Origin of the sequence: Clostridium sp. C2-6-12, from assembly GCF_009928485.1 — a bacterium.
Lineage (GTDB): Bacteria > Bacillota > Clostridia > Clostridiales > Clostridiaceae > Clostridium.
This window is the reverse complement of record NZ_JAABNP010000003.1, coordinates 24079-46834: the sequence shown is the minus strand read 5'-3', so window position 1 is coordinate 46834 and position 22756 is coordinate 24079. Positions and strand designations below refer to the sequence as shown.

The 22756-nt window shown below is 28.7% G+C and carries 14 protein-coding genes; 13 read left to right on the top strand and 1 reads right to left on the bottom strand.

The window, feature by feature from the left end; all coding sequences use genetic code 11:
* Positions 1-165: 165 nt before the first annotated feature.
* From GXK56_RS03385 to GXK56_RS03345, 10 genes are all read left to right on the top strand, one after another.
* Positions 166-522 (top strand): response regulator, encoded by a 357-nt coding sequence (locus GXK56_RS03385; protein ID WP_160685025.1) that lies wholly within the window; start codon positions 166-168, stop codon positions 520-522.
* 26 nt (positions 523-548) lie between these two features.
* Positions 549-1007 carry an Hpt domain-containing protein gene (locus GXK56_RS28695; RefSeq protein ID WP_347707934.1) on the top strand — a complete coding sequence of 153 codons (459 nt, stop codon included), beginning with the start codon at positions 549-551 and terminating at the stop codon, positions 1005-1007.
* Between the two features lie 92 nt (positions 1008-1099).
* On the top strand, positions 1100-2596 hold the full coding sequence (locus GXK56_RS03380) for a chemotaxis protein CheW (protein ID WP_347707933.1): 1497 nt from the start codon (positions 1100-1102) through the stop codon (positions 2594-2596).
* A gap of 137 nt (positions 2597-2733) precedes the next feature.
* Positions 2734-3240, top strand: a complete 507-nt coding sequence (locus GXK56_RS03375; protein WP_160685022.1) for a chemotaxis protein CheW — start codon at positions 2734-2736, stop codon at positions 3238-3240.
* Positions 3241-3301: 61 nt separating this feature from the next.
* Positions 3302-6184 (top strand): methyl-accepting chemotaxis protein, encoded by a 2883-nt coding sequence (locus tag GXK56_RS03370; protein ID WP_160685019.1) that lies wholly within the window; start codon positions 3302-3304, stop codon positions 6182-6184.
* A gap of 84 nt (positions 6185-6268) precedes the next feature.
* A complete protein-coding gene (locus tag GXK56_RS03365; RefSeq protein WP_160685016.1) occupies positions 6269-8497 on the top strand; it encodes a methyl-accepting chemotaxis protein in 2229 nt (742 codons plus the stop codon).
* 107 nt (positions 8498-8604) lie between these two features.
* The gene (locus GXK56_RS03360; RefSeq protein ID WP_202127817.1) at positions 8605-10908 is read left to right on the top strand and encodes a response regulator; all 2304 of its coding nucleotides are present in this window, start codon (positions 8605-8607) and stop codon (positions 10906-10908) included.
* Positions 10909-10949: 41 nt separating this feature from the next.
* Positions 10950-11348 carry a response regulator gene (locus tag GXK56_RS03355; RefSeq protein ID WP_160685013.1) on the top strand — a complete coding sequence of 133 codons (399 nt, stop codon included), beginning with the start codon at positions 10950-10952 and terminating at the stop codon, positions 11346-11348.
* A gap of 1069 nt (positions 11349-12417) precedes the next feature.
* The gene (locus GXK56_RS03350) at positions 12418-12933 is read left to right on the top strand and encodes a chemotaxis protein CheW (protein WP_160685010.1); all 516 of its coding nucleotides are present in this window, start codon (positions 12418-12420) and stop codon (positions 12931-12933) included.
* A 44-nt stretch (positions 12934-12977) separates the two neighbouring features.
* Positions 12978-15464, top strand: a complete 2487-nt coding sequence (locus GXK56_RS03345; RefSeq protein WP_160685007.1) for a methyl-accepting chemotaxis protein — start codon at positions 12978-12980, stop codon at positions 15462-15464.
* Positions 15465-15523: 59 nt separating this feature from the next.
* Here GXK56_RS03345 and GXK56_RS03340 read toward each other — a convergent pair whose 3' ends face one another.
* On the bottom strand, positions 15524-17014 hold the full coding sequence (locus GXK56_RS03340) for a PLP-dependent aminotransferase family protein (RefSeq protein ID WP_160685004.1): 1491 nt from the start codon (positions 17012-17014) through the stop codon (positions 15524-15526).
* Between the two features lie 232 nt (positions 17015-17246).
* On the opposite strand from GXK56_RS03340, the gene GXK56_RS03335 reads away from it, so the two are divergent.
* The 3 genes from GXK56_RS03335 (at position 17247) to GXK56_RS03325 (ending at position 22755) form a co-directional block, all read left to right on the top strand.
* Entirely contained in the window at positions 17247-19046 is a 1800-nt protein-coding gene (locus tag GXK56_RS03335) for a heme NO-binding domain-containing protein (protein WP_160685001.1), read from the top strand.
* Between the two features lie 316 nt (positions 19047-19362).
* Positions 19363-21381, top strand: a complete 2019-nt coding sequence (locus tag GXK56_RS03330; protein WP_160684998.1) for a methyl-accepting chemotaxis protein — start codon at positions 19363-19365, stop codon at positions 21379-21381.
* A gap of 264 nt (positions 21382-21645) precedes the next feature.
* Positions 21646-22755 carry a YibE/F family protein gene (locus tag GXK56_RS03325; protein WP_160684995.1) on the top strand — a complete coding sequence of 370 codons (1110 nt, stop codon included), beginning with the start codon at positions 21646-21648 and terminating at the stop codon, positions 22753-22755.
* Position 22756: the final 1 nt, after the last annotated feature.

Here is a 22756-nt window from a genome sequence, read left to right as displayed (position 1 = left end):
AGGTAGACTTTAAGTATAGAAATTGGATAGTAAATGACAAATATTTACATGGGTGTTGAGCTAAATAAGATAAATTGTATATGTGTGGGTTAAATTTATATACAACAAAATGGAATAGCTTAGTTTATCAATATATTTTTATAAGCATGCTGGGAGGTTTGAGAGATGAAGAGAGTTCTTGTAGTTGATGATGCTGCTTTTATGAGGTTATCGCTAAAAACGATTCTTGAAAGAAATGGGTTTGAAGTTGTAGGTGAAGCAGTTAATGGCAGAGATGCTATTGAAAAGTATAAAATTTTAAAGCCTGAAATAGTTACAATGGATATAACTATGCCAGATATGGATGGAATTCAAGCCTTAGCTGAAATAATTAAAATTGATGCTAAAGCAAATATAGTTATTTTAAGTGCTATGGGACAAGAACCACGAATTAGAGAAGCAATTACTTTAGGAGCTAAAGGCTTTATAGTAAAGCCTTTTAAAGAAGAGAAACTTGTACAAGCTCTAAGTGTATTTAAGTAAATGTGGTAAAAAAAGGGGTGGGAATTATGAAGAAAAAAGAACCTATGTTGGAAATGTTTATTTTTGAAACATTTGATATGATAGAACAACTCCAACAACTTATTATGGATAGTGAAAAAATTAAAAAAATTGAAACAGATGCAATAAATGAAATATTTAGAATAATGCATACGATAAAAGGATCTTCAGGAATGATGATGTTTGATAATATATCTAATCTCTCTCATACTATTGAAGATCTGTTCTATTTTATAAGGGAATCTAAACCTGAAAAGATTAATTATTCTGAGCTTACTGATTTGGTTTTAGAAGGAAGTGACCTAATAAAAGCAGAAACAGAAAAAATAAATAATGATAGAGAAGCAGATGGAGACTTTTCTGAGTTTATAGAAAAAGCAAATAAATTTCTTAAGGTCTTAAAAAAATCTAATAAATTATCAGAAGATTCGGAAAAGACGGAAGTTCAGAAAAAAATGAATCATTAAGCACAGAGCAAAAATATTATTTAAGCAATGATAAGACTGATGTTAATACTAATTCCTTTTGTGCAACATTATTCTTCGAAGAAGATTGTGGTATGGAAAATATAAGATGTTTTACAGTTATTCATAATCTTAAAGAAACTTTAGAAATAGAATCATATGAGCCAGAGGATATTATTGAAAATAATGATACGTCGGAAATAATAAAACAACAAGGCTTTAAAATAATCTTTAAAACTGATAGGGCTATTAAAGAAGTTAATGAATTGTTTAAGGATACAGTATTTTTAAGTAAACTTGAAATTGAGGAATTAAAGAATGAAAATGAGTTAGAAAAAAGTGTTAATAAAAAGGAAGATGTTTCAACTGAAATTTTAAATAAAAATAGAAGTAATGGAAATGATAATGAAAAAGTGAATACGAGGGTTAATCATAAGCAAAATCTAATTAGTGTTGATGTAAATAAATTAGATATGCTTATGGATTTAGTGGGTGAATTAGTAATATCAGAAGCAATGGTTACTAAAAATCCAGATATTTCAGGGCTGCAATTAGATAATTTTAATAAAGCAGCAAGACAACACAGAAAAAGACTTTCTGATCTTCAGGACGTTGTTATGTCCATAAGAATGGTTTCCCTTGCACCAACTTTAAATAAAATGAACAGAATAGTGAGAGACATGTGTAAAAAGTTGGGGAAGGATGCGGAACTTGAAATAATTGGACAAGACACTGAAGTTGATAAGAATATTATAGAGCATATAGGGGATCCTTTAATGCACATAATAAGAAATTCAATGGATCATGGAATCGAGACAAGTGAAGATAGAGTAGATAATGGGAAATCTGCAAAAGGAAAAATTACAATTGAAGCAAAAAATACAGGTGGAGAAGTTTGGATTATTATTAAGGATGATGGTAAGGGGCTTAATAAAGATAAGATATTAGAAAAAGCAAGAAATCATGGATTAATAAAAGGTAAAGAAAGTGAATTAACAGATAAAGAAATTTATTCTATGATATTTCTTCCAGGATTTTCAACAAATGAAAATGTAACGGAGTATTCGGGACGTGGAGTTGGGATGGATGTAGTTACAAAAGAAATAGAAAAGATTAGGGGAACTGTAACTGTTGATAGCATACCAGGAAAAGAAACTACAACTTCAATTAAGATCCCATTAACTCTTGCTATTGTTGATGGAATGACTATAAAAGTTGGAAAATCGTCTTTTACAATTCCAGTTACATCCATTAGACAGTCTTTCATAATGAAAAAGGAAGATGTAATCAATGATCTAGATAATAAAGAGATGATACTTATCAGAGGAGAATGCTATTCGATCTTAAGGCTTCACGAATTGTATGATATAAAAACAGATGTAGTAAAAATTGAAGATGGAATTGTAATCATGGTTGAAGATCAAGGAAAAACTAAATGTATTTTTGCGGATAAGCTTATTGGAGAACAACAAGTAGTAATAAAGGCTCTTCCTGATTATATTAAAAGAGTTAAAGGTGTAAGTGGCTGTTCTTTGCTTGGTGATGCGACTATAAGCCTAATACTTGATATATCTGAAATTGTCAATTTATAAGATTTACTTTTGCTAAATACGTCAACCTTTAAATGCTAATTAGAAATATATTAAATTTTAAAGTTATCAAATCTAATTCAATGGATTAGAGTAATATAAATTTTGATAATTAAGTTATACAAATAGGGGGAATGTATATGGAGAATTTGCTAGAGGAGATAATTGGAAACGAGGAGGATACCCAAAAAGATAAATATCTTATATTTTCTATTGGTAAAGAATTTTATGGTATTGATATAAAATATGTAATAGAAATTATAGGTATTGAGCCAATAACGGAGGTACCTGAATTACCAGATTATATTAGAGGAGTAATAAATCTGAGAGGGAAGATAATACCTGTTATGGATGTTCGGCTAAAGTTTAAGAAGGAAGAAAAAGAATATGATGATAGAACTTGTATTATTGTAGTTGAAATAGATAATATATCAATTGGGTTAATAATAGATACAGTTCTAGAAGTTGCAAATATTCAAGAAAATAATATTTCCGAGCCACCAAAGATTAGTACAAATAGGGATAATGCTAATAAATATATAAAAGGGATTGGTAAGCTTCAAAATGAAGTTCGACTTCTAATTGACTGCTATAAACTTCTTGAAGAAGAGGAAATAGAAGAATTAAAAAATTCGGAAATTCAATAGAATTTAAGAATTGCTGGGTATTTTGGAGAGATATTTCAAGAGAAATTGTGAGAGGATAATAATGAATAAATTTGCAAATTTAAAAATAAGAAATAAAATTTTAATTGCATTTTCAATAATTATAGTGATAATGGGACTTGTTGGGTTTATTGGTATCTTAAATCTTCAAAAAATAAGCAAACTGGATACAGAATTATATGAAAGTAACACTGTACCTATTGGATTTATTAATACCGTCCAAGTTAATTTACAAAAAAATAGAGTATTAGGAAGAAATATTATTATTGAAAATGATGCTAATAAAAACATTGAATACAAGAATGGTGTCATTGAAAATGATAAAGAAATTAATAAATCATTAGAGGCTTTCAAAGGTTCAATTAAAGATCAAGAATTAATAAATGAATATAATAATTTGAAAAACAATATGGATAAATATATACCTATCAGAGATAAGGTAATTGATTTGGCAATACAAAACAAAAAAGATGAAGCATTTGTGTTAATGAATGGAGAAGCAAGTGTTCTTGCAAAAAACATTGATGATTCAGCTGCTAAACTCATTGCATTAAAACAAGAGCATGGTAAGGTAAAAGCTGAAACTAATGCAAGTACAGCCAATACTGCAATGATTACTATGATTGGAATAATATTTTTAGGGATAGTTCTTTCTATATTATTAGGAATATTGATAGCAGGAATAATTAGCAAACCAATAAATAGGGTATTGTTTATGTTAACAGAAATGAGTAAAGGTAAACTCAGTGAAAAAACTAATATTTCTACAACTGATGAAATTGGACAAATGTCTAAAGTAATGGATTCATTTGTGGAATTTTTGCAAAAGGATGTTATTGGTGCAATGAATAAAATTGCAAATGGAGATATGAACATTGATATTTCCATGAAGGATGAAAAAGATGAAATAGTACCTGCCTTGAAGAAAGTTGTGGAAAATATAACTAGATTAGTGTTAGATGCGAATATGCTATCAAATGCAGCTATTCAAGGAAAGTTTGAAACAAGAGCAGATGCATCAAAACATGAAGGTGAATTTAAAAATGTAATAGATGGTGTGAATGCTACATTAGATACAGTGGTGGATAAAGTTGTTTGGTATGAAGCAATCATAGATGCTATACCTTTCCCAATTCATGTTACAGATAACGATATGAATTGGACGCATATGAATAAGGCTTTTGAAAAATTAATGATTGAGCAAGGTGTTATTAGAGACCGTAAATCAGGCTGTGGATTAGCTTGTAGTCATGCAGGAGCTAATATATGTAATACTGAAAAATGCGGTATTAAGCAGCTTCATAAAGGTAAAACAGAAAGTTTCTTTGAATGGTGCGGCATGAGCAATAAGCAAGATACCTCTTACTTAAAGAATAAAAATGGGGAAAATGTCGGATATGTTGAAGTTGTAACAGATTTAACTTCTATTATTAGAGTAAGTGATTATACTAAGACAGAAGTTAAGAGGCTTGAAAATAATTTAAAATTATTATCAAGTGGAAATACAAATTTTGATATTAAAATTCAAGAAGCAGATAAGTATACTGGAGAAGTTTATGACCAATTTAAGGGAATATCTAATAGCTTAGTGGATGTTAAAGATGCAGTAGATAATCTAGTGCATGATGCAGATATGTTATCCGTGGCAGCAATAGAAGGAAAATTAACTACAAGAGCAGATGCATCAAAACACAGTGGAGATTTTAGAAAGATAGTAGATGGCGTAAATAAATTAATTGAAGCAATGGTAAAACCAATTCAAGAAGTAACCCATGTTATGGGAGAAATATCAAAGGGTAATTTAGAAGTTCCAGTAGAAGGAGACTATAAAGGTGAATTTGGAGTTTTAGCTAACGCAGTAAATACTACTGAGGAAAGATTAAAAGCTGTTGTTGGAGAAATTTCTGAAGTTATAGGAGAAATATCAAAAGGTAATCTTGCGATAGAAAGTGTTAAAGAATTTGATGGAAACTTTGAAAGTATTTCTTTCTCATTAAATACTATAATAGAATCTCTAAATTCAGTACTTACTGAAATGAACAACGCTGCTGAGCAAGTGTTTACAGGAGCTGGCCAAGTTTCAGATTGTAGCCAAGCTTTATCTCAAGGAGCTACAGAACAAGCAAGTGCAATAGAACAATTAACTTCTTCTATTGAAGAAGTTGCTGCTCAAACTAAAGAAAATGCGGCTAATGCAAATCAAGCGAAAGATCTTGCTTTAAATGTAAAAGAAAATGCAGAAGAAGGCAACAGGCATATGAGTGAAATGCTTAAATCTATGGGCGAAATAAATGAATCTTCAGCAAATATTTCAAAAATAATAAAAGTAATAGATGAAATAGCTTTCCAAACTAATATACTTGCTCTTAATGCAGCTGTAGAAGCAGCAAGAGCTGGTCAACATGGTAAAGGATTTGCAGTGGTTGCAGAAGAAGTTCGAAATTTAGCCGCTAGAAGTGCAAATGCAGCTAAGGAAACTACAGCGCTTATAGAAGGTTCTATAAAGAAAGCTGAAAAGGGTACAGAAATTGCAAACAATACTGCAAAGGCTTTAGATCAAATAGTTAGTGGTGTTTCAAAAGCAGCAACCCTTGTAGCAGAAATAGCAGCATCTTCAAATGAACAAGCTATTGGTATATCTCAAATAAATGTAGGAATTGATCAGGTGTCTCAAGTTGTTCAAACCAATTCGGCAACAGCAGAAGAAAGTGCAGCAGCTAGTGAAGAACTTTCAAGTCAATCTGAAATGCTTAAGAACATGGTTTCTAGTTTTAAATTAAAAAATAGTGGAAATGGACATAGCATTTTAAACACTAATTTTAAAACAAATAAAAAAGAAAAGTATTATAATGAAGCATATCAAGAAGCAGCAATGTCAACTAAATCAAAAATATCATTAAGTGATAATCAGTTTGATAAGTATTAGGAGATAAGTTGGAGTAAGATAAAATGGATATGTTATCCATTTTATCTTTAATATTAGAGGGGTTATTAGAAGGGGGAAAAACAAATGAAATGGTTTAATAATTTAAGAATGAACAAAAAATTAATATTTAGTTTTGTAATAATATCAATAATTTCGGGTATTTCTGGATTATATGGAATTTATTCTTTGAAGGAAGCTAACGATTCAGATACAGAGTTATATATTTATATGACAGTTCCAATTTCAGAATTAGGAGAGTTGAGTAGTAACTTTCAAACCTTAAGAGTTGAAGTAAGAGATTTAATAAATGCAAAATCAACAGAAGAAGCTGCAGCAACTGCAAAAGAAATTGAAAAAACAAGATTAAACATTGATAAATTACAAACTTCAATTGAAAAAACAATTGTAACAGTTGAAGTAAGAAAACAATTTGATATTTTTTCAAAAACTAGGGATGCTTATGGACCAGAACTTGATAAAGTTATAGAGCTTGCAAAAGCAGGTAAGAAGGAAGAAGCAATTGAAAAGAACAACCAAAATGTCAAACTAGGACAAGCTGAAGAAGAAGCTATAAAGAATTTAGTAGCAGCAAAAGTTAATGCAGCAAAACAAAAAATAGACACAAATTCTAAAGATATTAATGAAACAACAATAATAATGATTGTTGTAATTGCTTTGGTAATTGTTTTATCAATACTAATTGGTCTGTATATTTCTAAAGTAATTACTAACTCACTAAAAAGGGTACTATATGTAATTCAAGAAATGGAGAGAGGGCATCTTAGTGAAAGGGTAGCGTTAAATACAAATGATGAGCTAGGACAAATGTCTAAAGCTATAGATTCATTTGCAGATAATTTACAGAATAATGTGGTTGTAGTTATGAATAAAATAGCTGCTGGTGATGTTGATATAAGTTTAGTTGAAAAAGATGAAAAAGATGAAATAACTCCGCCTTTAAAATTAGTTGTAGAAACTCTTAATAGAATAAATACTGGACTTGTAAATCTTACTAGGGAAACAGCTGATGGTAATTTAGATTCAAGAGGTCGTGAACATCTATATTCAGGAGCTTGGAAAGAAATTGTAATTGGAATTAATGGATTAATAGAAGCTATTGTAAAGCCAGTTAGAGAAGTAACTAATGTCATGGGTGAAATTTCTAAAGGAAATTTAGAAGTGCCAATGAGTACAGATTATAAAGGAGAATTTGGAGTATTAGCAAGTGCTATAAATAATACAGAAGATAGTTTAAAAGGAATTGTGGGAGAAATTGACTATATTATTGGTGAAATTTCAAAGGGAAATCTTGAACTAGAAAATTCAAAAGATTTCAATGGGAATTTTAAGGGTATATCTATTTCTCTAAATACAATAATAGAGTCTTTAAATACAGTTCTTAGTGAGATAAATACTGCTGCGGAACAAGTATTTACTGGAGCAGGACAGGTTTCTGATGGTAGTCAGGCACTATCGCAAGGAGCTACAGAACAAGCAAGTGCAATAGAACAATTAACCTCTTCTATTACAGAAGTAGCAGCACAAACTAGAGAAAATGCTACTAATGCAAATGAAGCTAAGGAACTTGCTCTTAAAGTAAAAGAAAATGCAGAACAAGGAAATAAGCATATGGGAGAAATGCTTAAGTCTATGAGCGAAATAAATGAGTCTTCAGCAAATATTTCAAAAATAATAAAAGTAATAGATGAAATAGCCTTCCAAACTAATATACTTGCACTTAATGCGGCAGTAGAAGCAGCAAGAGCTGGCCAACATGGTAAGGGGTTTGCAGTAGTAGCTGAAGAAGTACGAAACTTAGCAGCAAGAAGTGCAAATGCAGCTAAGGAAACTACAGCTTTAATAGAAGGCTCTATAAAGAAAGCCGAAAATGGTACGGAAATTGCCAATAATACTGCGAAAGCTTTAGAGGAAATAGTTAGTGGTGTTTCAAAAGCAGCAACTCTTGTAGCAGAAATAGCTGCATCTTCAAATGAGCAAGCAATTGGTATATCACAAATAAATGTAGGAATTGATCAAGTATCTCAAGTTGTTCAAACAAATTCAGCAACAGCGGAGGAAAGTGCTGCTGCAAGCGAAGAGCTTTCTAGTCAATCAGAAGTATTAAAACAAATGGTTTCTAGCTTTAAATTAAAGAGAATGGCTAATTCAAATAAAATTGTAAACAGTAACTTTAATTCTTATAGAAATAAACAAATTTATTCGAAAGAATATGATGATGTATTTCAAGAAGCAGCGCCTACATCAAATAGAAGTAAAATATCATTAGATGGAAAAGATTTTGGAAAATACTAAATATCTGTAATTTAAAAGAGAAAAGTTGAGAGTTTAAAGAAGTTGTGTTTTTTAAACTTTCTTCTCTTAAATTGCTACATAGAATAGGATTGTAGGAAGGGATATTTATGGAGGAATTGGGAATTGGTAAAGTTGAATTAGAAAAGTTTATTAATTATATTCCTATGATAATTATTGTTGTTGATGAAGATTTAAGGATACAATATACCAATATGTTATCTGATAATATTTTTAATAAAATTGATAATGGGAATATAATTGTAGGAAATTACATAGGTTGCGTCAATAGCTTTGAATCATCTAAAGGATGTGGATATAGTAAAAATTGTGATTGGTGTAAGCTAAGGGTCTTAGTAAATGATACTATAAAAAAACATCAACCAAGTGATATTATTGAAATACAAATTAATGTATTAAGGGGCGGTAAATCAGAGTCATTATGGCTAAATACTAAAGCAATTCCAATTATACAAAATGGGGAAAATCAAATAATTATTGCAGCTTCCAATATTACAGAATACAAAAGTATGCAAAATGAGGTTCTGGCAGTAAATAATCTTTATTATTCAATTATAAAATATTTTCCAGATATGCTGTGGAAAACTGATTCGGAAAAAAATTACGTGTATTTTAATGAAAACTGGGAGAAGTTAACAGGTGAAACTAGAGAGAAATTAATAAAAGAAAATTTTATTTCAGGTATGCATCCTGATGATGTTGAAAATTACAAGAAGGAGTTAATCAAAGCTTATAAGAATAAACAAACTTTTAGAAGTGAGTATAGATTAAAGACAACTGATGGAGAATATAAAAATATTTTAAGCAGAGCAAATCCAATTTTTTTAACTAATGGGCAACTTTCAGGATTTGTAGGTATTGACTTAGATGTTACAAGTGATAAAAAAACACGGGAGGAACTTTTAAAACTTAAGGAAGCAGCAGAAGCTGCTAATAAAGCAAAAAGTGAGTTTTTGGCTAATATGAGTCATGAAATTAGAACGCCCTTAAACGGAATAATAGGAATGACAGATTTGACGCTTTCTTCTGAACTAACACAAGAACAGAAAGAAAATTTAAATATAGTAAAAAATTGTGCACATACTTTGCTTTCACTAATTAATAATATTCTAGATTTATCAAAGCTTGAGGCAGAAAAGGTTATTATAGAAGAAATAGATTTCGATATTAGGTGCCTTATACAAAAAGTAATAGATACTAATTTAATTAAAGCAAAGGAAAAATATATTCAACTATACTATCATATTGATGAGAATATACCTAAAATCTTAATTGGAGATGGTTATAGAATTGAACAGATTTTAAATAATTTAATTTCAAATGCTGTAAAATTTACAGATAACGGCATTATTATGGTAAATATAAATAAAGTAAATAGTTTTAATGATGTTTATGAAATTAAATTTTCTGTTGAAGATATGGGAATAGGTCTTAGTGAAGAGGAAATGAAATATATATTTAAAAGTTTTACACAAGTTGATGGTTCCATAACTAGAAAATATGGGGGGACAGGTTTGGGATTGGCAATTTCTCAAGAACTTGCAGAATTAATGGGAAGTCATATTGAAGTTGAAAGTGAAATAGGAATTGGTAGTAAATTTTATTTTACTATAAAGCTGCTACAGGCTAAAGAAAAAGAAATAATCGAAGATCCAGATAGTAATATTAATAAAGAAAAAGTTTTAAAAAATGAAAGTGTTTTAGTAGTAGAAGATGATACAATTAATAAAATAGTTATAAAGAAAATGCTTAATGAGATAGGTTATAGTAAAGTTAAAACAGCAGCTAATGGAGTTGAAGCTTTAAAATTAATAGAGAATATTAAATTTGATATTATTTTGATGGATATTCAAATGCCAGAATTAGATGGAATTGAAACTACTCAAATTATACGGGAAAATGAGAAAAAATCAGGAGAGCATATTCCAATTATAGCTATAACAGCATATGCCTTAAAGGGTGATAAGGAAAAGTTCTTATGTAAAGGTATGGATGACTATATTTCTAAGCCAGTAAATATAAATGAACTTAATGAAAAATTAAAAGAAATTGAAAAAATGAATTATAAAAATAATGATGATATTATTTCTGCTTATTTGAAAAACAACGGAAAACATATAGGTAAAGAAAATATAAGAAAAGAAACAGAAACGGATTTGTTAAATTTAATGAGTTATTTGAATTCGTGTTTTAAGCTGAAAAAAAATAATTTAAAAAATTATGATGAAATTGAAAAAATAGCCCATCAAATAAAATCAAGAGCTGAAGAAAATGAATTGAGCAGCATAAAGGCATTAGCCTTTAAAATTGAACTTGCTGCTAGAAAAAAAGACGATATTAAAATCAAAGATAATTTTAATAAGATATATGATATATTAAGAACTAACGCTTAAATATTAAATTTGGGGCTGTTATTCAAAGGAGGAGTATTTTAATGAAAATTTTAATTGTAGAAGATGATTTATCAAGCAGAAAATTCCTGTTTAAATTTATGTCAAGCTATGGAGAATGTGATATAACAGTAGATGGAATGGAAGGGTTAGATGCTTATCTAATAGCATTGGATGAAGGAGAACCATATGACTTAATATGCTTAGATATTATGATGCCAAAAGTAGATGGAGTTAAAGTTCTTAAGACAATAAGAGAAGTTGAAAGGCAGCGAGGTATTGAAGGTGACAAAAAGGTGAAAATTATAATGACAACAGCACTTAATGATGTTGACGTAGTAAAAGACTCTTTTGATAGTGGCTGTGAAGTATACGCTAATAAGCCTATTGATATAAAAAAATTAGAAACAGTAATGGAAAAGCTAAATTTAAAAAATAATTAGAAATAATATTATCAGGAAATGTAATATATAAGTATTTGGATTAAGAAAAAACCATTGATGAATAAATCAGTGGTTTTTATTCATATATCCAACATTATGGGAAATTACAAAAAAGTTAGAAACAAAATTCTGCTCTGCGATACATACGTTATATAGTGTTTAATCGTAATATACAAATTGATATAAATAATAATAGAAATATTTTCACTTAGGAATAATAATTCATGTAGTAATTGTTAGATTGATATTTATTATAAACTGTAAGACCAAATTCGTATTTTAACTGAAATTTATTATATATCGTATGTAAAATAATAATATATAATGAATTGCTGTATACTAGAAGAATGTAGAATTATTGGTAAAAATAAGATTAATTGTAGAAAAATATTTTATATGATTATATTTCAACTAAATATAAAAGACAAGTATTGACAAAATTACAAGTAAGCGTACAATTATAAGTAAATAATTAATTATTTAATCTATGAAATTTGTTATAGTATTATCCAAGCAGTGCTGTTATTTTTCCTTGTAATTAATAATTATCTTCATAAGATTAAGTTTATCTATGTGAGGGTAAAGATTAATGAATAATATAAAATATATTGAAAACATAGGGAATATTATGGAGAAAATTTCATTAATCGAATTAAAAAATTAAAGGCTTAATAAAAAACTTTTTTAATGAATAACATCTCTAACAGATTATAGTTAAAGTTTACAGTAATATAACGATTAGAAGAATTTGTATTAGGAGGGGATATGCTAACTTATATATTCAATAAGATAATAAAGTTAAGTGTTTATTTATATATTATTAAATATCTGAAAATTCTGAAAGAATTAAGTGGAATAATATAAAATATTTATTAATAACGCTTGGCTTGCTTCAAACATCGATTAATTTGCAATTAAGAGCGTTAATTAATATTGTAACTGGATTAACTTTTTATATTTAAACATAATTGATAGGTATTTGATGAAAATTTTACAGCTAGGCATCAAACTAAGTAATTATTTGGAGGGTATAAAAGTGCAGATTAATAAAACAAAGAGGTGATCAAAATTGTTAGATTTATTAAATCAAATTGATGAATTTGAAGAAGATACTCAAAAAGATAAATATCTTATATTTTTAATTGGTAATCAATCATATGGCATTGATATTGAATATGTAATAGAAATAATAGGCATTCAGCTAATAACAGAAGTTCCTGAATTACCGGATTATGTTAAAGGGGTAATAAATCTTAGAGGTAAGATAATTCCTGTAATTGATGTTAGACTTAAGTTAAAAAAAGAAGCAAAGGAATATGATGATAAAACTTGTATCATAGTAATTGAAATAGGAAGCACAAGTGTTGGATTAGTAATAGATAGAGTTTTAGAGGTTGTAAATATTGAAGAAAAAAATATTTCGCCTCAACCAGAGACAAGCTTAAATAGAGACAATAATAATAAGTTTATAAAAGGCATTGGTAAAGTTCGAAATGAAGTAAAACTTCTTATAGATTGTTATAGGCTTCTTGAAGAAGAGGAAATAGAAGAACTAAAAACAAAGAATGATAAAGTGGTATTTTGAGAATTAAGTATATTATATAAATTTTATAATTAGGAGGGGTTTATATGAACTGGTTTAAAAATTTAAAAATAAGAAGTAAAATTATAGCATCTTTTTCTTTAGTTATTATTTTAATGGGTATAGTTGGGTTAATTGGTGTTGTAGAAATTCACAGTATTGATGTATTAGATACAGAATTATATGAAGCTAATACAAGACCAATTGTTTTATTAAATACTGTGCAAGATAATATACAAAAAAATAGAATAGAACTTAGGAATATGATAATAGATAATAATACAAGTATAAATAAGGAAATTATAGTTCAAAATGACAAAGAGGTAGATAAGGCTTTAGATGAATTCAAAACTACAATTAAAGTTCAAAGTGTAACGGATGAATATAATAGTTTAAGAATAAACATAGAGAAATATATACCAATTAGAGATAAAGTAATTGATTTATTCAATCAAAATAAAAAGGATGAAGCTATTAGTCTTATGGATGGAGACGGTAGTAAAATTGCAAAAAATATTAATGATACAATTACAAAACTTATAGTCATAAAAGAAGCCCAAGCGAGAGAAAAATCAGATATTAATTCAAAAACTGCAGCTACAGCAATAATTTCTATGCTAGTAACAATAGGTGTAGGAATAATTCTTTCTATAGCTCTAGTAATAATAATTTCAGGAATGATTAGTAAGCCTATACAAAGAGTTGTAAATATGATTCAAGAAATGGGAAAAGGACATCTTGGAGAAAGATTGAATATAAATACAAAGGATGAAGTTGGAGAAATGGCTAATGCTATGGATACCTTTGCAGATGATTTGCAAATTTCTGTAATTGAAGTTATGAATAAGATTTCTGAAGGTGATGTTAGTGTTAATATAACTTTAAAAGATGGAAAAGATGAAATATCTCCAGCTTTGAAGAAAACTATAGAAACTATTAGAGAACTTAATAAGGGGATTAATAAACTTATTAAAGATGTAATAGAAGGAAAATTAGATGTAAGAGGTAATGGCGACTTATATTCAGGTGAATGGAAAGAAATAGTTGTTGGAATTAATGAGTTAATAGATGCTTTTGTAGCACCAATTAATGTAACCGCAGAATATATAGATAGAATAAGTAAAGGAGATATACCAGAGAAGATAACTGACACTTATAAAGGGGATTTCAATGAAATAAAGAACAACTTAAACAATTGTATAGACAATATAAGAGCGTTAGTTACGGATGCTAATATGTTATCAAAAGCAGCTGCAGAAGGAAGATTAGATACAAGAGCAGATGCAGCAAAACATAGTGGAGACTTTAAGAAGATAGTGGAAGGAATAAATGAATTAATAGAAGCAATGGTAATACCAATTAAAGAAGTTACTAATGTAATGAGTGAAATATCTAGGGGGAATTTAGAAGTTTCTATTAATGGACAGTATAGGGGAGAATTCGGAGTGTTAACGAAGGCTGTAAATAACACTGAAGAATATTTAAAAGATGTTGTGGGAGAAATTTCTGAAATAATGCAGGAAATTTCGAGAGGTAATCTTGCACTTGAAAATGTTAAAGAATTTAATGGAAACTTCAAAAGTATTTCAACTTCATTAAATACCATAATAAATTCACTAAATTCAGTACTCGGCGATATAAATGCTGCTTCCGATCAAGTTTATGCAGGAGCAAGCCAATTTTCATATGCTAGTCAAGGATTAGCACAAGGTGCTACAGAGCAAGCAAGTGCAATAGAAGAATTAACATCTTCTATAACTGAAGTTGCAGCACAGACTAGAGAAAATGCTAATAATGCAAGCCAAGCTAAAGATTTAGCTATTAGTGTAAAAGATAATGCAGAGGTTGGCAATAAACATATGAACGAAATGCTCAAGTCTATGGGTGAAATAAATGAGTCTTCTGCTAGTATTTCAAAGATTATTAAAGTAATAGATGAAATAGCATTCCAAACTAATATACTTGCACTTAATGCGGCGGTAGAAGCAGCAAGAGCAGGGCAACATGGAAAAGGTTTTGCAGTAGTTGCAGAGGAAGTAAGAAACTTGGCAGCTAGAAGTGCAAATGCAGCTAAAGAAACCACAGCTCTTATTGAGGGATCTATAAAAAAATCAGAAAAAGGAACTGAAATTGCAAATAATACAGCAAAAGCTCTAGATGAAATAGTAGAGGGAGTATCAAAAGCTGCAAAACTTGTTGCTGAAATAGCAGCATCTTCAGAAGAACAGGCTAGTGGTATTTTACAAATAAACGTAGGAATCGAACAGGTGTCACAAGTTGTTCAAACAAATTCAGCCACCGCCGAAGAAAGTGCATCAACTAGTAAAGAGCTTTCAAGTCAATCGGAATCACTTAAACGTATGGTTTCTAATTTCAAATTAAAAAATAATAATAGTAAGTTGAATAATGAAAATGAGGATTATATGAATACACGATATTATAATAATGAAAGCAATGTAGCATATAGAGAAGTAGCAGCAACATCAAATCACTTAAATATTGATTTAAGTGATAAAGAATTTGATAAATATTAAACTACTAAGAGCCAAGAAATTGATTATAAAATGGAAATAGACAGTTTTGAACAAGCTGTCTATTTTTGTGATAATATTTGTATGTTTTCGCCAATTAATTTAATACCTTTTTTTATATCATCATCACTTACTCTACCAAAACCTATTCTAAAGGTATCTTTACCTTTAAGATTATTTTTGCTTTTTTCAATAAATTCATTAGTATTAATATTTTCATAAAAAATATCGCCAGGCATAAATAAAACATTATCTTTATAACACAATTCTAAAAGTTTTCTTGCATCAAGGTTATTTTTTAATTTTATAAAAACGTGGAGTCCGCCTTCTCCAGTTATATATTCATAAGGTATATATTTTTCTGTCATTTCAATAACCAAATTGTATTTATCTCTATAATATTTTCGAACATTTTTTACATATCTATTAAACGCACCACTTTTTAAATAATAATAAAAAGCACTTTGATCTAAAAAAGAAGAGTGAATGTTTTTTCCACGTTTTACACTTTCTAAAATATCTATAAGTTTAGTATCTCCTAATATCCAGCCAATTCTAAGCCCTGGAAATAATATCTTCGAAAGACTTCCTATATAAATAACACCATTGCCACTGCCGCATAAAGAGGCTATTGGATCAATTGGAGAACTTGAGTACAACAATTCTTCGTTAAAACCATCTTCGATTATAGGGACTGAGTATTTCCTGAAAAGTTTATATATTTCTTTTCTTCTTTCAGTTTTTGTTACAATTCCAGTTGGATTGTTATAAGAAGGTATTAGATAACCAAATTTAGGGTTGTATTTTTCTAAAGCTTCTTCAAGTGAATTCGGGTCTAAACCTTCTTTATCCATTTTAATTTGAATTACCTCTAATCCATATGCTTTCATAATCTTTAAGGCAGTATTATGAGTAGGTTCTTCACATAAAATAACATCACCTTTATTTGTCAATGAACTTATTATTATATCGAAAGCTTCGGTAAAGCCATTAGTTACTAAAATATCTTTATTATCTGTATTAACTCGCTTTTCCTTCATATAATCAAATAAATAATTAATTAATGGTTTATAGCCTTTTGCATATCCATAATTTAATAAATTGGCTTCTTCAAAAGTCCAAGCGTCTAAAAGAGATCTTTTAAAATCATCTAAATTGAAAAGATGACTTTCTGGAGAAATGGATTTAAATGATATCATACCTTTTTTATAAGGAAATTCTTTTTTTATAATATCAAGATTTCTTAAAGTGTTGCCATAATGATTAACTCTATCTATAAAATCTACGCTATATTCATATCTTTCATTTTGTTCTTCAATGGAAATAAAAGTACCAATACCTTTCTTTGTAATTATTATTCCCATACTTTCTAGTTTTTCATAAGCGCATATAACAGAATTTCTACTTATATTTAAAAGTTTGCTCACTTCTCTTGTGGAAGGAAGTTTACTGCCTTTTTTTAATTCACCATTTTTTATACCTATTAGTATATGTTTTTCTATTTGAATATAAATTGGTTCATTATTATCTATAGTAAGATTAGAAAATATCAAGTTTCAATCACCGCCTTCTTATTGTCAAGATTAACATATATATATAATAAAAAATAAGGTTTGTATAATTTAGATGTATCATATTAAATAGCTCATGTCAAATTTAGAAATTATAATAATCGAGAATAAATATTAATTAATATATGCTTACCAATTAAGTTAAATTGTTGTATAATTGTATCATATGAGTTAAGCTTGCGAATTAACAAAAGGATTAAGGAGGAAATGGGGAATGAAAGGAACAGTAGTAGCAACTTGGATGCGAACTAATAGAAAGCTGTTTGGAGATTCAGCAGTGGCTGATGCCATGGAATATGTTGGATGGGGAAGCGGTAAAATATTTTCTCCAATTGAAAATGTAGACGATGGAGAAGTAAAAAAAATAATGGCTTATATAGCTAAAAGCCAAAACATGGATTTAGGAACACTATGGAAAAAGATAGGGCAAGATAACATAATCTCCTTTAGCCAAGATTATCCAGCATTTTTTAAACATGACAATGCATATTCATTTTTAAAATCTATGTTTGATGTTCATGTGGTTATGACTAAGAAGTTTGCTGGAGCAAAGCCGCCTTTAGTAGTAATAGAACCTATATCAAGAAATCAAGCAATATTCAGTTATAGTTCTTCTAGAGGTATGTTTGATTATTTTATGGGAATGTTAGAAGGAACCTGCAATTATTTTAAAGAAAAAGTAAATATAGAACAAGTATCAAAAAGTGAAACTGAATTAAAGTTAAAGCTAACCTTTGATAAAGACATATATTATAAGAAGAAATATTTATTTAATGAATTACTTTCATTTGGATTTATAAAGAACTTTGGAGTTAAGGCAGGATTATTTACGTTTATAATATCAACTTTAGCATTAATACCTTTATTAGGCATTGATAATGTAATTAAAGCACTAATAGGGGGCGTTGTATCTGGTATAACAACAATTATAGGTGTTTCATTAATGATGTCTCCAATGAATCAAATAAAAGAAGAGCTTGGAAGAATTATAAACAACCAATATAATGTTGATGGTAAAATTGTAACTAATGATTTTTTTGAAGAAATTTATGAACTTTTAAAGAGTCATAAAAAAGTTATACAAGCTGATTTTGTAGGCTTCAAAGGTGTTACAGATGAAATGAATACATTTGTAGATACTATAAATGTAATTTCTGAATCAATGAATAGCACTTCTAACGAAATAAGTGGTGTAGTAGAGCAGGTGGCAGGCGGTGCAATTATGCAGGCGCAAAATACAGATGCTGTGGTTCAAACCCTTAATGGAAATATTACTGCTTTAAGAGGAATAGTTCAAAATGAAAATTCTAATAAATTAGAACTTGAAGAAGCTATGAAAAAAATAAATAACAGTTATGAAAATGTAGATAATGCTAGTAAAAACATTTCAAATAGTTTGGAGAAATTTAATGAAGTAAAGGTTAAAGGAACTCATCTTGAAAATAAGGCTAAAGATATTACTAATATAGTATCTATAGTTTCCGGAATATCTGAACAAACTAATTTATTAGCATTAAATGCATCTATAGAAGCAGCAAGAGCTGGTGAACAAGGACGAGGCTTTTCGGTTGTAGCAGAATCTATAAGAAAACTTGCCGAACAATCTAAGGATGCAGTTTTGGAAATAAATTCTAATCTTGAACAATTTGTAGCTGAAATTAAATCATTAGTTGGCAACATTGATGTTCAATATGATATATTAGCAAAGGAAACTGACAGCTTAGGCGTTGTTAGAAATATAAGCTATGAAGCTAATCAATCAGTTCAAAGTGTTGCGAATTCTATGATTGAAACTATTGATAAGTTGAATACCGAAGCTGATGCTATAGCTAAGGTTTATGATAGTGTAGAATCACTTGCAGCTATTGCAGAAGAAAATTCGGCTTCATCAGAAGAAGTTAGTGCAAGTGTAACAAATTATACTAATGAAATTAAGAAGCTTATAGAAAATATATATGACTTTAAAGGAATTACTGAAACCTTCAAAAAGGATTTAGAAAGATATAAAATATAATAATTATATATTTCAAGCCACTAAAAATTAAGTTGATTAATTTTTGGTGGCTTAATAATTATGTTTTTATTTTAAAAATATTTAATTTAACAAAAAAATTAGAATAAATCAAAAATATATAAAATTTTTTTGTAATTGGTATTTTGTAAACTTTATTATCCATTTGAGGTAAAAAATGTTTACAATTATTTTTATTTTGGTGATATTATTATAAATATAGGAGGGTTTTTTTGAATTTAATAAAAATAAAAAAATAAAAATGACAATTATGGTCGAAAAATCTGAAATGTTACAAAGACTTTAAGGGGGAAGAAGTATGCTTAAAAAATTATCTTTTAAAATGAAATTGCTACTTGGTATTTTACCAACAGTAATAATTGGAATGCTGATTTTAAGTGGAACAGCATTATATCAATTTAGAAAAACCATTCAAGATGAAATTATCAGCAATAGAATATCTGAAACTAATAAACTTTCAGAAAACGTAAATACGTGGTTAGAGGGTAAACTATTAGAAGTTAGAAGTGCTACAAACACCCCTACAGCTAAACAAATTGAAACAAATCTTGATGCGGTTGATAAATTTAACTTGGAAAGAATTAAATTTTTAGAGAAAAATTATCCAGGTGAATATGATAATGCATCAGCTACGTTATTTAATAATGATGGTATATCTAGAGCACAATATTCAAATGGAAACTTTGTAGCAGGAGATGTATCTCAAAAGCCATGGTATAAAGATTTAATGAGTGGAGTACCCTATAATATATCAAATCCAGTTATATCAAAGGGAACTGGAAAAACATTGGTGGTAATAGGAGTACCTATTAAAAATGAAGCTGATAAATCTATTGGAACTATGATTTCAGCAGTTAATCTATCTTATATTCAAGATAAGGTTAAAGCCTTTAAATATGGGGATAAAGGCTATAGTTTATTAGTTGGAAAAGATGGAACAATCCTTGTACATCCAAATGAAGATTTAATAATGAAAAGCAAAATATCAGAAGTGGAAGATGCTAATATGCAGGTGTTGGGAAAAGAAATGCTTGATAAGAAATCTGGTACCTTTAGATTTACTTCTGGAAAAGATAATTTTATAGTTTTTTATAATCAAGTTCCTTTGTCAGGCTGGAGTGTTGCTAGTGTAATATCTGAAGAAGAGTTATTTGCTGCTTCTGATAAATTAATGGTATCATTATTTTTAATTACATTAGTAATTTTAGTTATCCTTGTTGGTGTTGTAATGATAGAAGCAAAGCGTATGGTACATCCATTAATTAAACTGTCTGCATTTTCAGAAGAAATTGCATCAGGAAATCTTACAACTCAATTAAAAATCACTTCAAATGATGAAATTGGAAAGGTAGGCAAGAGCTTAAATAATACTGTTACTAAACTTAAAGAAATGATAAGTGATATTAGTGAATCAGCTAATGAAGTGAGTGAATTATCAAACAATTTAGTTGTTGCAACGGATGAATCATTAAGAGGAACAGACGAAGTTTCAAGAAGTATGCAGGAAATAGCCAAAGGAGCTGTATCACAAGCAGAAAGTGCAAGTATGGCTTTAGAAGCAACAAAAGAATTAATTAAGGATATAGATGATGTATTTAAGAAATCTGATTATATGATAAGCGTTGTTGAAGAATCTAAAAAGGTAAGTACGTCTGGAGCAGAAGGCGTTAAAGAAGTTATTGAAAGTATAAAAACTATAGCTGAGACAAACAGTGGAAATGTTACTGAAACACAAAATTTATTGGAAAAATCAAAAGAAATTGGCCAAATTGTATTTGTAATAACTGACATAGCAGAGCAAACTAATTTGCTAGCACTTAATGCAGCAATTGAAGCGGCTAGAGCTGGTGAGCAAGGAAAAGGATTTGCAGTAGTTGCAGAGGAAGTTAAAAAATTGGCAGAACAATCAAGTACTGCATCTAATAAAATAGCTGAATTAATTACTGGTGTTCAAAGGCAAATTGAAAGTATAGCAGATAAGATGGAAAGAGGTACAGAACAAGTAATGCATGGTGTAGAGGTTACTACCACTGTTGGAAAGAACTTTGAAGAAGTGGAAAAAGTGTTTAATGAAATAAGTTCTATTGTTGCTGAAGTGTCAAAAGCAGCCAATAATATGGCTAATAAAGCTAGTACTACAGATCAAGTTATAAGCAGTGTTGCAGCTATAACAGAAGAGAACTCAGCAGCTACAGAACAAGTAACAGCATCAAATGAGGAACAAACAGCGTGCATGCACCAAGTTGGAGAAACTACTAGCAAATTAGAAGAATTGGTTAATAATCTTAAGAATACTGTAGAAAAATTTAAAATTTAGCTAGTTAATATTTAAGAAGGAAAGTTACACGATTTATAAATTAAAAGTAAAATTAGATTGTGTTTCGAAGAAAAAGGGAAATAAATAAGTGAATACCCACAGGAAGTATTTGAACTTTCTTGTGGGTATTTTATTGGATTATTTATTGTTTTTTTGTTTACTTCACGTAAAAATTAAAATGAGTTTATATTTGATTAAATAAATTTAGAAGAGTATAATTTTTAATGATTTTATAAATTTGACATAAAAATAGGAGAAACTGAAATGAAGGAATTTACGCAAAGAAAAATAATGCTTTGGATGGGGATAATAGTTATATCTTTACTTAGCTTATTTTTTGTTTCAAATAATGAAGAGCTATATAGTAAACCTATTGGGAAAATAATCACTATAGATGAACATAAATTTGATAAGAAAACTGATAATGGAAAAATTGAATTAATGAAGTTGCAAAAAGTTCAAGCTATTATCATGAATGGGATTCATAAAGGTGAAACTATTGAACTTGATAATGTTACATCATTTTCTAAAGCTAATGATTTGGATTTAACAATAAATGATGAAATTTTTTTATCAATTGAAGAAACTGTTAACAAGGAAATATCAGTTGTAAAAATAGGTGAGCTAAAAAGAGATAAATATATTGTATACATAATGAATATTTTTATCATATTAATATTATTAGTAGGAGGAGCAAAAGGTGCAAGATCATTAGCAAGCTTATTTGTTAATCTTATAATTTCAATTGTTATAATTAATTTATTTACTAAAGGATATTATTTAATATTGTTTTCTATAATAGCTAGTGTAGTTTTTATTATACTTTCAATAATAATAGTGTGTGGTAGAAATAAAAAGAGTATTGCAGCTATTGCAGGTACTTTAGCTGGTACTTTTGTGTCCATACTGATTGCAGGTCTTGTAATTAAAATAAATAATTGGAGTGGAGTTCATTTTGAAGAGATGGAATTTCTTACTCAACCACCTGAAACTATATTTCTTATTGAATTAATGATAGGTACCTTAGGTGCTATAATGGATATAGCAATTTCAATTTCTTCAGCAGTAAAGGAACTATATGATAAAAATCCTAATGTACACAGAAATGTTATAATTAAATCTTCAAGAGAGATTGGGCAAGATATTATGGGAACAATGGCAAATACATTAGTTTTCGCATATTTAAGTGGGAGTATTCCAACTATAATTTTGTTCTTAAGAGATGGAGTGCCTATAACTTATATTTTAAGTATTAATCTTTCCCTGGAGTATATGAGAGCGATTGTTGGTAGTATAGGAATTGTACTTAGTATTCCCATTACTGTATATATTTCTATTTTAATTCTTAAAAATCATAAAATTGGAGAAGTATAAA